This window comes from Flectobacillus longus (assembly GCF_030056705.1).
GTDB classification, from domain to species: Bacteria; Bacteroidota; Bacteroidia; order Cytophagales; family Spirosomataceae; genus Flectobacillus; species Flectobacillus longus.
The window spans coordinates 53,924-67,150 of record NZ_JASHIC010000017.1 but is presented as its reverse complement, the minus strand read 5'-3'; the positions used below and the strand labels follow the sequence as shown (position 1 = coordinate 67,150).

General features: G+C 38.1%; 9 protein-coding genes. 2 read left to right on the top strand and 7 right to left on the bottom strand.

The genetic code is table 11. The features are described from left to right. Positions 1-40 precede the first annotated feature (40 nt). Complete coding sequence (locus tag QM491_RS14015) at positions 41-889, bottom strand: bifunctional transcriptional activator/DNA repair enzyme AdaA (RefSeq protein WP_283328111.1); 849 nt, start codon at positions 887-889, stop codon at positions 41-43. A 281-nt stretch (positions 890-1,170) separates the two neighbouring features. Between QM491_RS14015 and QM491_RS14010 the strand changes: the two genes are divergently transcribed. Then, the gene (locus tag QM491_RS14010; RefSeq protein ID WP_283328110.1) at positions 1,171-1,569 is read left to right on the top strand and encodes a T9SS type A sorting domain-containing protein; all 399 of its coding nucleotides are present in this window, start codon (positions 1,171-1,173) and stop codon (positions 1,567-1,569) included. Positions 1,570-1,747: 178 nt separating this feature from the next. After that, positions 1,748-2,164 (top strand): OsmC family protein, encoded by a 417-nt coding sequence (locus QM491_RS14005; RefSeq protein WP_283328109.1) that lies wholly within the window; start codon positions 1,748-1,750, stop codon positions 2,162-2,164. A 758-nt stretch (positions 2,165-2,922) separates the two neighbouring features. On the opposite strand, the gene QM491_RS14000 is transcribed toward QM491_RS14005, so the two are convergent. From QM491_RS14000 to QM491_RS13975, 6 genes are all read right to left on the bottom strand, one after another. Further along, positions 2,923-4,092, bottom strand: a complete 1,170-nt coding sequence (locus QM491_RS14000) for a glycoside hydrolase family 88 protein (protein WP_283328108.1) — start codon at positions 4,090-4,092, stop codon at positions 2,923-2,925. 108 nt (positions 4,093-4,200) lie between these two features. Beyond that, positions 4,201-6,123 (bottom strand): heparinase II/III domain-containing protein, encoded by a 1,923-nt coding sequence (locus tag QM491_RS13995; protein ID WP_283328107.1) that lies wholly within the window; start codon positions 6,121-6,123, stop codon positions 4,201-4,203. A gap of 112 nt (positions 6,124-6,235) precedes the next feature. Beyond that, positions 6,236-7,861 (bottom strand): RagB/SusD family nutrient uptake outer membrane protein, encoded by a 1,626-nt coding sequence (locus tag QM491_RS13990; RefSeq protein WP_283328106.1) that lies wholly within the window; start codon positions 7,859-7,861, stop codon positions 6,236-6,238. A 31-nt stretch (positions 7,862-7,892) separates the two neighbouring features. Beyond that, complete coding sequence (locus QM491_RS13985) at positions 7,893-11,423, bottom strand: SusC/RagA family TonB-linked outer membrane protein (RefSeq protein ID WP_283328105.1); 3,531 nt, start codon at positions 11,421-11,423, stop codon at positions 7,893-7,895. Positions 11,424-11,455: 32 nt separating this feature from the next. Continuing rightward, a complete protein-coding gene (locus QM491_RS13980; RefSeq protein WP_283328104.1) occupies positions 11,456-12,451 on the bottom strand; it encodes a FecR family protein in 996 nt (331 codons plus the stop codon). 31 nt (positions 12,452-12,482) lie between these two features. Next, positions 12,483-13,154 (bottom strand): RNA polymerase sigma-70 factor, encoded by a 672-nt coding sequence (locus QM491_RS13975; RefSeq protein ID WP_283328103.1) that lies wholly within the window; start codon positions 13,152-13,154, stop codon positions 12,483-12,485. Between the last annotated feature and the right edge of the window lie 73 nt (positions 13,155-13,227).

Genomic DNA, 13,227 nt, shown 5'->3' with positions numbered 1-13,227 from the left:
GTATTGCGTCTCTACCGCTGAAAAATCTTCATTAACTAAATTAGAGGTGACCCAATTCTCGCTTTGAGGCTTCCCAGCCTATTATGGCCGATTTGCGAGTTTCGCCCCACATATATCCTCCTAGTTTGCCCGACTGTTGTATTACGCGATGACATGGAATAAGGTACGCAATCGGATTGCTTCCTATGGCAGTCCCAACGGCTCTAGCGGCACTCGGCTGTTGTATTTGTTGGGCAATTGTCCCATACGTACAAAGTTGCCCCATTGGAATATGCAAAAGGGATTCCCAAACCTTCAATTGAAAGTCAGTACCTTTTAAATGTAATTTTACTTGAGAAATATTTGACCAATCTTCTGTAAAAATCCTTAGTGCATTTTCCTGAATTGTGTTTTTCTCTTCTATAATACTCGCATTGGGGAAATTCTTTTTTAGTCTTTCTAAAGAATTAGGTTCGGTATCGATAAATGTCATTTGACAAATTCCCTGTGGCGTTGACGCCACAAATACGTCTCCAAAAGGGGTATTCTCTATATTATATTGAATCGCTAAATTTTGACCCCCATTTTTATATTCTCCTGGGGTCATACCTTCTATATTGATAAACAAATCATGCAAACGCCCGCTTCCTGATAGTCCAGCCGCTTCGACAGCATCCATCAAAGACGCATTTTGTTGCAAAACCGATTTGGCGTGCCCCAAGCTAATATATTGTAGAAACTTTTTGGGACTTACACCCGCCCATTCTGTAAACAAGCGCTGAAAATGAAATGGGCTCAAGTGTACCTGCTCGGCAATCTCTTCTAAGCTAGGTTGTTGTTGGTAGTGCTGTTGGATATAGTCGATAGCCTGAGCTATACGGATATAAGCGGTTGGTTCTTGCGTTGTCATACAAAATGAAGTATAATAAAGTAACACAACAAAGATAGAACATCCTTTATCCTTATTCCAACCCGAAAATTGCGCTTTTTCGACTACCATTCATCACGACCCTCAACCGCTCGCCAGAAGCCACTTTTGCCCCGTTTTTTATATCAACCGTTTATCTATTGATTCACCCGATTATAGTTTTTCAGGAAAGAAACCTAAAAACTCAGCCTAACTTTGAATCATCAAACAAGACGAAATAACAACAATATTTAAAATATTAACTCTTTAAACTTCTTAAAATCATGAAAACTTTATTCAACATTTTCGCATTAGTAGCTATCTCAGCAAGTAGTATTTTGGCAAACCCAACAGGCGGTGACGATAACACTACTAACAACAATAAAAAATCTTTTGCCATCGGTACATATCGTGGCGCAGGTACTTTGGATCTTCATGTAACAGTGGATAAATTGGAAGGAAAAGCCGTTACGATTTTGGTAAAAGACAAAGAAGGTCGTATCGTAAACCGTGAGCATATCGCCAAATATAAAAGCAATTACCACGGTCGTTTTGACTTTAGCGAAGCAAAAGATGGTCAGTACACCATCGAAGTAACAGATGGTAAAGACACTATTTCAAAAACAGTCTCTCTTGAAAACCAAACGTCAACAACCGAATATCGTTTGATGACAGTAGAATAAACAATCTATAAACTTTTCTTCAAAAGTCCTGCTACCTTTGGTGGCAGGACTTTTTGTTGAAAAACCAAGCATGGTATTTTTGTCCATTCATTAGTGATTTTTATACATTCTTTCAGGAAAATAATTCATGCAACTTTGTCATATCAAAACGATATAAAACAAATAAACCTTAAAGATCATGTTAATTAAAAGAAGCGCTAACGCTCAGTGGATTGGCTCGGGCAAAGCAGGTAAAGGAACTCTTACTTCTCCTAGTGGTGTATTAAACGCAACTCAATATTCATTCAACACACGTTTTGAAGATGGTATTGGAACTAACCCTGAAGAATTGGTAGGTGCTGCTCATGCAGGATGTTTCTCGATGCAATTGGCATTTAATCTTCAAGGTGCAGGTTTTACCGCAGATATTATTGATACAACTTCTGAAGTAGTTTTAGAAAATGGTACAATTACTACGATCAATCTTACTACTAGCGTAAAAGCTGAAGGTTTGGATCAAGCTAAATTTGAAGAATTGGTAAAACATGCAAAAGAAAATTGTCCAATTTCTAAATTATTCAACGCAACTATTACGCTTCAAGCGACATTGCTATAAACTGAATATATTATCTAACCATTAAGTATTATTGTTGATTTTAATAGCCTATTTATTAGGCTATTACTTTTTTTGATACTACAAATAATACGAGTCATCTCGAATTTATTTTACATATTTAGACGCAAAATAAAATTGCCTTAATATGCTTTAGGCTGTAAGCCGTAGGCATTAGGCAAAAAAGTTTCTATTACTTCATGAGAAATACTATTTAACTTTTTGCCTACCGCATAAAGCCTATAGCTTAAAGCGGGTAAAATTAACTTTATCAATTATATAAAATTGATAAGCCTGACTATTAGGATTTTTTACAGAACCCAATCTTTTCATCAGCTCCGTAGGAGCGACAGTTTGGTAGTAGTGAATCTATTTCCTGACCTATTAAAAGAGCGCCGTAGGTGCGACAGACTTCAGGGTTTTAGTTTTCTGTCGCACCTACGGCGCTTTTACAAAGGTAAACAAGAAATTTTTCGTTTATTCAAGCTTATTTTACTCGCTAACTTAAGTAATCGTGCAGAATAAGATTTAGGTTATGTGTTTAGGCACTAGGCAACAGGCACAAGGCAAAGAGTGTTAAAATGTTTTTTAATAACCACAGCCATGCTTTTTTCCAAAGCCCACCGCCGAAAGCCATTACCTGAAAGCCCAAAGCCCAATCTTAAATTTTATTTTACCTACTAACTTAAAATAAAATATAGAGTAAAAAAATCACCCAACCACTAAATCACTACATTGGGGATGGCTCTTTTACTCCAAAACTATTTTTTCTTTCCCGAAGCCTTTAATTGATTATATCTCAAAAGTGCTTCTAAATAGTAATAGTCTGCATAAACTAATGGTACGTCTACTTCGGAATTACCGGGTTTGTGACCAGTGCTATGCATCAAAATGAAGTGATTATTGTCTCCAATTTTTGCCTTAAATGCAGGTGAAGAAAGGGTTTCTAACATTTTGATAGCGTTGCTCAAATATTCTTCTTTTTGTTTCCCCTTCGAATATTTTGCCAATTCAAACAAAGCAGAAGAGGCTATTGCACCTGCTGAAGCGTCGCGTTCTTCTCCTGGCTTGCTATAATCCCAATACGGAATTTTGTCGGCTGGTAAATTTGGATTATGAAGAATATATGCTGCAATTTTGTGTGCGTGCTCTAAGTATTTCGGGTCTTTTGTTTCACGATACATCACAGTGTATCCATACAACCCCCATGCTTGTCCACGTGCCCAAGCCGATTCATCTGCTGCTCCTTGATGTGTTTTTTTTGCTTGTACTTCGCCATTAGGACCATAACAAATAACGTGATAGCTACTATTGTCAGCTCTGAAATGGTTTTTCAAAGTATTGTCTGCATGTATTGTACTAATATTATAAAAGGATTTATCGCCCGAAACTTTAGATGCCCAAAATAGAAATTCCAAGTTCATCATATTGTCGATGATAACAGGATATTCGTATTTTCCTTGAAACTTATTCCAAGATTTGATTAAGCCAACTTTAGGGTCAAATCGGGTAGAAAGAGATTTAGCACCCGTTAACATGATGTTTTTATACTCTTCATTTTTAGTAAGGCGATACCCATTTCCAAATGGACAATACAACATAAAACCCAGATCGTGAGTCCCTGTATTGTACTGTTCTTTGGCTACGGCCATCGTCCATTTTTCTGCGGCAGCTTTCCACTTGGGGTCATGTGTGTATTCATATAGATACCAGAGTGAGCCACCAAAGAAGCCACTGCACCACCAATCAGATTTCATGTCACGAGGCGAGCCGTCGGGATTCGTAGATTGAGGAAACTTCGTCAAATCTGGATGAGATACTAGCATGCCTTCATATTGTTTGGCTGCATAATCGAATTCATTCTTAACATTGATTTGACTCATCGCCAAATGTGTGCAAGCAAGAAGAAGAAGTGTTTTTACAAATTTCATAGTTTACAAAGATTTATTGAGCTATTTGATAATGAGTGGATTAGTTATTAACCGAAAGTATGGGCTAAACACAACTAGTTTTTACAATTCTACACTCACACCCAGCCTTTACTTTCCCTCAAATTTCAACTGATATTTTCCTTTATTGCTTGGTTTTTTGTGTGTTAGTAATATTCTTGTTACAAGTTTTTTGCCCCATTTAGTTTTAAAACTATCATATTCCATTCCCTCGGTAGACGGCATATCTGTTGAAACACTAAAGAGATTGGCATCATAAGTTAATACTAATTGGCTATTTTCGTTGGTTAAAGTGATTTTCCCTATTTGGCTTGCATCTACCTCACAAATTGTCATCAATACTTGCTGTAAAGATTGGGGACTTTGGGTCAACAAAAAGTCATCATTTACTTCAATTTGATGTTTCTGTTTTAAAAGTTTTACACTTCTTTTCCAAGTTTGAATACCTGCTTCCTGCGGATAAGCCCCAGCAATGTTCATGGTCAAACCTATTTCTTTTTCATTACTTTGAAATGCTACTTCGTGCGCTTCAAAACTTCGCCCTTCTTTTTGACCAATACCATTAATCATAGGTAAATTATGATGCTGTGACTGTGTAAACCAAAGTTCATATCGTTGTTTTGAGAAAGTTCTGGCGGTGTAATTACCACGACCAGCATCAATTACCATTGGCTTACCTTTGTAATAAATGATAAAATCGCCTACATCATTATGATTGTGACTTTCGTCGTTGTGCCCACCATGTGTAGCCAAAAACAAGCCCGTATTATCTCTTGCTGTCATTACCTGAATATCGCTAATCCAAGCCTCATTTACTGGCTGATATGCCGTCTCGTTGGCTTTAATTGAGCTAACTGTCAAAAGATTTTGCACTCTACGCATTCGTTGATACCCTTCGGTTTTGACCTGCGGATATTTGGCAAAAGCCCATTCTCCAAAATGCTGAAGTTGAGGCTCTTGAATAGCTTTTCCAAAACGATATAACATCAAACCATCTGGTCGGAGTGTTGGGTCAGCATCGGCAAAATTGACGAAATATTCACCACTGATATGCGTTTTGTACACATAGTTAGCCATTTTTTTTATAAGCTCATTTTGGTAAATATTTACTCGATTATTGGTAACATTTTGCAAAAGCTCTAAGCAGTCAAAAACACTTCCACCAGCAGCAAACCAGTAACTAGGACCTTCGTCGCAACCTCCGTCTTCTCCCAAGCTATTGAGATATGAATCCAGTCCAGTCATGGCACCATACAGCATTTTGGCACGACGACTTTCGTCTTTTTCTAGAAGCAAATTACTCATAATCCAATTGGACATAATCCAGGGATTCCAGTTGTTGACAGGCTTGGTTTTGCTCATCCAGCCAAATCTTTCTGGATTATTGAGCATAGGATTGAAAATACGCACATTGGTTTCATGATAAATCCTTTTACGAATCAATGGATTAATTTTATCTAATTTTTTGCCAACCCAATAATCTGCAATAGCAAGAACAGACGCTGTTTCGGCAGAAAACAAATCAACCACAGGGTTTGTCACATCGGGAAGTCCAGTATTGCCAATATGAGCAGGGACACCCCAATAACTTTCTTCACAAATTGACCAAATTCCGTTGAGGATAGCTTCCATAAAACGTCCTTTGTCTTCCACACTTTCGGCTACTAATAATTGGAAGAGATTATTTCTCTTTCCATACGAAATATTGCCATGACGATTACGGTCGCCAGAGCGCACATAATCGAGTGAAATCGTTGCTGAAATAGGCTCAAATTTATAGTTAAGAGCTTTTTCACCGTCTTTAATAACTTTTTGTAAGACCGAATCAGGCACTTGAGCTTTCCATTCGGAAGGGTTTTGAGGATACGGATGCCACTGATTTAGAGGAATCAAGCTTTGTTGTACTGCCTCTAATGAATATTCTTTTCCAAAAATATTTCGAGGCGTAATTTGTGCTTTGGTACTAACCACAAAACACAATAAAAAAATAAGTATTCGAGGTATGGACATCATATTTTCATTAAAGTTTAATAGCTTTCAGCCACGAGCCTTCAGCTTCTGATATTGTGAATAGAGGTAATCAAAAGGGCTGAAAACTCATAGCCGATGACTGTAAGCTATTATCCTACCAATTTGGATTCTGCTTGAGATTAGGATTTAGCGCTAATTCATTAATTGGAATAGGCCACAAATAATCTTTTGCTGGATCGAAACGACGGAATGTAGCTTCTTGTACTAAGATATAATTATCAGCAGTGAGTTTTACGGAAGTAGCAGTACCAAATTCACTTTTGAAGAAAAAGTTGCCAATAATTGGTTTTACTAGTTCGACCTCAGCTGTTTTCCAACGAATCAAATCCCAATAACGGAAACCTTCCACAGCTAGCTCGACATGGCGCTCGCGACGGATTTCGTTTCGAATCGAAAGTCCGTTGGCACTTGCAAACGCATTAGTCAATTTTGCTATTTTGCCTCTTGTTCTCAACTTGTTGATAGTCAATTCTAAATCAGCATCAGAAATAGACTCGTTGAGTTCATAACTTGCTTCTGCATAATTTAATAAAACTTCCGCATAACGAATCACAACTCCGTCGATATTAGAGCGTTGCAAAGTCCAATCGTCGGTATTAAAATACTTTTTAGATAAAAATCCTGTTAATTGAAACGCCAAAACAGACACCGAGAAAATAGGATTTGTCCCAATATACGAATCACCTGATTTCATGATAGTTGAGCTCAGACGTTCATCTCTATTATTAAATACCTCTGTCGAAACAGTTGGCTTTTTGTACAAAGGTGATTTTTCAATAGGTAATCCATCTGTCATCAAATAAGAATCCACAAGGTTGCGTGTTGGGCTAGCAGCTCCATTTTCCAAATTTCGAGCCGCAGCATGTGTGAGGACAATTTCGGAAGTGCTTATACCATATTGTTTTACCAAGATATTTTCACGGTTTTGACGACCCTCACCTGCCAATTGAAAAAGGTTGTAGTAGCTCGCAAACAAGTCATGTTCTTTGCTATCAATAATAGCCTTAGAAGCAGCCAATGAAATCGATAAATGTGCTTTGTAATCTCCATAGCCATGAAATTTGGAACGTGTTCCCTCAAATAATGCTGCACGAGATTTGAGTGCCAAAGCAGCAGTTTTAGAGATTCTACCATAATTTGCAGTTCCTAATTGAGTTGGCGTTGGTAACTTTTCGACAGCAAAATCCAAATCTTTATAGATACTTTGAATAACTTCTTCACGGGTACTGGCAGGGGCGAATAGCTCAGGAGAATTTTCTTTCAAGACTGATAAAATCAACGGAACACCCCCATAACGTTGAAATAATGTGTAATATCCCCAAGCTCTAAAGAATCGTGCTTCAGCAATATAACGATCTACGGTAGCAGGTGCTACACCTGTGTTAAGTGCCAAAGGCGCTTTTTCGATGATATTATTGGCTGCCCGAATGAGCTGATACGAATTATTATATGTTCCATCAGTAGCAGGAGCTATACGTGTACCATCACTAATTCCATTGGGAGCACGAGCATAAGTATCGTCAGACCAGTTATCATCAGTATTGGGCAATCCTGGCAAATAAGTATATAAAAAATTGGCCGCTCCTTGCAAATCTCTTTCTGTTTTCCAGAATGCAGGGTCACTAAGTTGTGTTTCAGGAATGCGGTCTACATCGCAAGAGCCTAAGCCCATCGTGAGCAATAGTGCCAAAGATATATGTTTGAATAAAGTCTTTTTCATAATCCAGAATGTTATATAGAATTTTGGGGTTTTAGAATGATAAGTTCAAGCCTCCTGTGATGGTACCAAAAAATGGATAATCGTTTTGTGAACCGTTCCGTTGTTCTGGGTTGAAATAATTATTAAACACGCCTAACCTTGTCAATGAATATACATCTTGTCCCGATACAAATATTCTAGCACGTGTGATGCCAATTTTCTTTAATACATTTGGAGGAACAGTATAACCAATTTGAATATTTTTCAAACGAGCATATTGCCCATTCATAATCCATTTATCGGAAGGCAAGTATCTAAACCCACCTTGTAGATAAGGTCTAGGGAAAGTAGCATTGGGGTTTTCGGGTGTCCAATAGTCACGGTGTACAGCCAATGGTTGTTTCCATGCTTGTGCAAGTGGCTCAATTGCTTCGCTATTTGGCATAAAAGAGCGCTCACCAACGCCTTGAATAAAGGCTGTAAAGTCAAATGCTTTGTACTGGAATCCGAAATTTAGCCCAAATACATATCTTGGTTGGTCTGTACCCAACATGACCAAATCGCCTGGGTCTTCTGGTGTACCTTTTCCAATTGTGATTTTTCCGTCACCATTTTGGTCTATATATTTGACATCACCTGCTCCCGTACGACTATCTTGGAAGGCATGGGTTTTTACTTCATCGTCTGTTTGGAAATACCCTTCGGTTTTGTATCCCCAAATAGTATTTAAAGGATAACCTTCTAATAATGAAACTGTTCCAGCACCTAATACTCTACGACCTGCATAGCTCATGAGTTTGTTTTGGTTGTCCGAAAGGTTAAATCCAACGTTGTAGCTAAAATGTTCTCCGATTTTATCTCTAAATTTTACTTCAAGCTCCCATCCCCACGACTTCAATTCACCGTTGTTGATTTTAGGTGTTCCTACGCCGAATGTACTTGGTAACTGCAAAGGTGTCAGCATATTGCGATTATATTTTACGTAGTAATCGCCACTGATTTGAAGTTTGTTTTTCAATAAACCTATATCCAAACCTCCGTTGCTTGTTTCGATGGTTTCCCATGATAAATCTGAAGAAGGTACTACGCTTTGATAGAAATACGAAGTACGGGATTCTGGACTACCCATTACCAAGCTTGAGCCTCTTGTTAGCAAATTGAGGTAGTCATAAAAGCCTATGCCCAAAGCATTTCCTAATTGTCCCCACGAGCCTCTTACCTTAAATTCAGAGAATAGACCGATGTTATTACTAAACCATTTTTCATGGTGTAGATTCCATCCGACAGAGGTAGAAGGGAAAAACTTAATGCGTTTACCTGGCGCTAATCTCGAACTTTCGTCAGCACGGAAAGTTGCTTCAAACAAGATTCTATCATCATAATTATAATTCAAGCGACCAAAATAAGATTGAAAAGCATAGGTGTTGATGGTTTCGCTGTTGCTCTTGGTTTTGTCATCGCCAAGGTTGAGTGTAGGTTGGTCATTACTTACTAGGCTCAATGAGGTTGTACTGGTAGAGGTAAAACGGCTATCTTCCCATTGGTATCCACCCATTACATGTATTTTGTTTTTCTTGATACTAAAATCATAATCTGCCAATAATTGAATGTTGGTATTATTGGTAAATTCGTTGGTTACGGCATACGAGTTAGGATTATTTAGGTAAAAAACGGGAGCAAATCTTCCCCAAAGTTCTACCTGACGAGCAAATCTTCTCCTTTCTCCAAAGCGATATTGTTGTCCTAATACTGCACGCAATTGTAATCCTTTTAGAACATCTTTTGCGGCTAAAGTAAATACCCCATCAAAGAAATTTCTATCCATGTTGTTGTATCCACCTTCTTTTAGCAAGGCATAGGCATTGTTAGCTGACGAACCTGCACCACCGTTGAGTCTTCCTTCTGGAGTAAAAATAGGGAAGCGTGTACGCAAGCGATATACCTGATATACCAATCCCTCGCCGTCGGTACTTGCTGATGAGGCTTGTTGGTCTTGCTTGGTATAGGCAATACGAGAATCCAAAGAAATATGCTTAGTCAGTTGTGAGCCTAAATTGAAACGAACGTTGTAACGGTCAAGACGGTCGGGACCTACTCTGAACAAACCTTGTTTGCCATAATAGCCCAATGATACCAAGTAATTGGTTTTTTCATTTCCACCTCTTGCTGAGAAATTATGCGTTTGCATAGGCGTATATTTTCTAACCACTTGACCAATTTGATCTTCTTGGTTATAAAAAATATATCTTGTTGTGTCAGAAGGGTTTACAACATAAGGAACGCCATCTCTGATACGCTGTAAATCATCGTCGGTATATTCAGGACCTGTTTTAGCATTTTTTCGAGCTAAATTGGCATAAAGTGCTTCTTCCAAAAGCGGTAACCTTTCAGGAACGTTGAGTGCCCAGTCTACCCCGATTTGGTTGGAATAATCAAAAACAGTTTTACCCGATTTACCTTTTTTAGTAGTAATCAAAATTACTCCACCTGCTGCTTGAGCACCATAAATGGCCGCTGCCGCCGCATCTTTTAACACACTGATATTCTCGATATCGTTGGGATTGAGGGTTTGTAAAGTAAAACTAGAAACGGTTACGCCGTCGACCAATACCAATGGATCTACGTTTCCATTGGCAGAAGTAGCGCCACGAATCTGAATACCAATACCTTCGTTGCCAGGCTGACCTGTACCACGAGTGATAATCAAACCAGAAGTAACACCCTGTAAAGCATTAGCTACGTTTGACACAGGACGGTTTTCAATAACTTTTGAATCAATCGTTGAAACAGCTCCAGTCAAATTCGCTTTCTTTTGTGTCCCATAACCTACCACTACTACTTCGTCGAGTGATTTGTTGTCCGATTCGAGTACGATGTTAATCATGTTTTGCGAACCAACAGCTACTTCTTTACTCACGAATCCTACAAAAGAGAAGACCAATACTGCACCACTATTAGGCACATTGATTTTATATCGACCGTTTCCATCTGAATTTACTCCTCTGGTAGTTCCTTTCAAGGCAATATTAACGCCCGCAAGTGGTTCACCTTTTTCATCTGTCACTTTCCCTGTCACGTTTTGTTCCATCACCACTTGCAACTGTCCTGGCGAAAACATCGGGGCGTTGGTGTTGAGTACTACTGGATGTTCTGATGAGATAATTTTGGGAAGATATTCTTCTTTTGTTGCACCACTTTTGGTATCTGATGATTGTGAAGGAAATTTTTCAACAATCAAATAAGCGCCTGATTTTGACTTTTTGTACTTTAATTTTGTGGATTCTAAGAGTCTTTCGAGATTGTTTTCAATTTTTTGATTCCAGTCTACTAATTGTTGGTTGACGGTTACCTTTTCGATTGTTCCTCCTTCAAACAAAATGTCGACACGATAGTGATTTTTTAATTGTCCGAGCACCTCTCTAAGTTTTTGGGTGTTGTTTGTCAAATGTTGCTCGGTTTTTGTTCTGCTCAAGATATTTTTTTGTGCCATAGCAAATACTTGGGCATTACACGGCTGTCCCCCCAAAGCCATTGTGCTGAATAACACGCTGGCTTTGAGCATTGCAGGTAAAGCTAGATTCATAGAAAATTTATTTAGAAGGTAATGGAATATTTTTACTTCTCCGAGAGCACGAACGTGTTCCCTGTTTTGGATAACTTGAGGTCTAATAATTCTACAACGGTATTTAGCAACTCTTCTGCATTTTGGGCTTTGTATGAACCTACAAGGGTCTTTTTGGCCAAAGAGTCACTTTGTAATTTTACTTTTACACCATAATTTTCTTCCATAATTTGAGTGAACTCAAACAGGTTGGTATCTTCAAAAATCAATCTGTTTTGTTGCCATGCAATAATAGGGTCAAAGGTTTTGGCAGTATCTTTTTGTATATGATTCCGAATATCAAGCTTGACCAACTCGCCAGGACGCATGGTGATTTCCTTTTTGACTTGATTTTCCTGATATTCTAATCTTACTTTTCCTTTATTGAGCATTACTTTTGCCCCTCTTTCTCGACTAAAAACACTAAATTCTGTACCTAACACAACCACTTCAAAATTACGCTGAGTTTTTACGATAAATTTCTGATTGTCAGGTGTATGAGTAACCGAAAATACAGCTTCTCCAATAAGCTCAACTTCTCTATTTTTGGTGCCAAATCCAAATCTAGGCACTTTTAAGGTTGAATTGGCATTGAGTGTAACCATGGTGCCATCTTTCAATTCAATTTTTTCAACCTGACCAAAATTAGTCTCATAAATTTGGTACTGAAAATGATCTTTAAAATACCAAGACCCCAAACCTAATAATACCAAAGTAGCCGCTATTCTACTTATTTTGAACCAATTATTTGCTCGATTATCTATTTCTTTATCTAGCGTAAGAGTTTCTTCCTCAGCTGTTTGCGCCATGATTTGTTTAAAATCTTGGAGGCGTTTTTCTACAGATGGATTGTATTGAGGATGTTGTGTTTCCCACTCCAACAACCATAAATAAAACAATTCTTGATTTTGAGTTTTTTTGAGCCATTCTTCAATGTATTGCTTTTGCAGAGGCGAACTTTTCCCTGCAAAATGCTCAAAAAGTATATGTCTATTGACTACAGATTCCATAATTTTTCAATGTGTTTGTTTATCAGGTTTTTTAAAATACAAAGTATAGACTAATCCATAGAAATAGGTCTTTGAGGCCAAACTTGAGCGCTTGTATTGCTTTGTGAATATGTGTTTCGACGGTACGATATGAAATATCAAGCTCGTCGGCAATTTCTTTAGCTTTTTTACCTTCAAAGCGATTCATCAAAAATACTTTTTGACACTGTTTAGGTAATGTATTGATTATCAGTTCTATTTTCTGGTGTAGCTCTTCATATTGCATGATTTGCTCGGGTAGTTCGGCACCTTCGATATGGTAGACTTTCTCAAGCGAATCACTTTGCTTGAACTCATTAGCCAGATAATTCAGGGCTCTGTTGCGAACTGCTCTAAACAAATAGGCACGATAGGATGTATTAATCGATTGGTACGACTGGGTTTTCCAAAAATTACAAAAGACATCGCTGACAATATCTTCGGCTACCTCTTTGATATATACGTACCTGATGGCGTGTGAACAAAGTGCTCGATAATACATCCCAAAAAGTATTTCACAACCTTTTTGTGGATGTGTCTGAAATGCAAGCTTTGCTGCCAGTTCTGCTCCATCAATAATTCTCCCCTCTGTTTCCGGATGTGGCTCTACAAAGTCCAACGTAGGATTATCATTTTCAGTAGTTATAGATTTAGGTTCTTGACGAATCATAGTAAAGTCTTTCACACATTTTGATGCTATTATACTGTAAAGACAAAAATGGTGCAAAAACTACGTAGTGAAAAATGAGATTTTTTTA

What these genes read in the sequence shown, in the direction of transcription:
- QM491_RS13980 (WP_283328104.1), bottom strand. Translation starts at nt 12,451, where the DNA reads ATGGAATCTGTAGTCAATAGACATATACTTTTTGAGCATTTTGCAGGG.
- QM491_RS14000 (WP_283328108.1), bottom strand. Translation starts at nt 4,092, where the DNA reads ATGAAATTTGTAAAAACACTTCTTCTTCTTGCTTGCACACATTTGGCG.
- QM491_RS14010 (WP_283328110.1), top strand. Translation starts at nt 1,171, where the DNA reads ATGAAAACTTTATTCAACATTTTCGCATTAGTAGCTATCTCAGCAAGT.
- QM491_RS14015 (WP_283328111.1), bottom strand. Translation starts at nt 889, where the DNA reads ATGACAACGCAAGAACCAACCGCTTATATCCGTATAGCTCAGGCTATC.
- QM491_RS14005 (WP_283328109.1), top strand. Translation starts at nt 1,748, where the DNA reads ATGTTAATTAAAAGAAGCGCTAACGCTCAGTGGATTGGCTCGGGCAAA.
- QM491_RS13995 (WP_283328107.1), bottom strand. Translation starts at nt 6,123, where the DNA reads ATGATGTCCATACCTCGAATACTTATTTTTTTATTGTGTTTTGTGGTT.
- QM491_RS13990 (WP_283328106.1), bottom strand. Translation starts at nt 7,861, where the DNA reads ATGAAAAAGACTTTATTCAAACATATATCTTTGGCACTATTGCTCACG.
- QM491_RS13985 (WP_283328105.1), bottom strand. Translation starts at nt 11,423, where the DNA reads ATGAATCTAGCTTTACCTGCAATGCTCAAAGCCAGCGTGTTATTCAGC.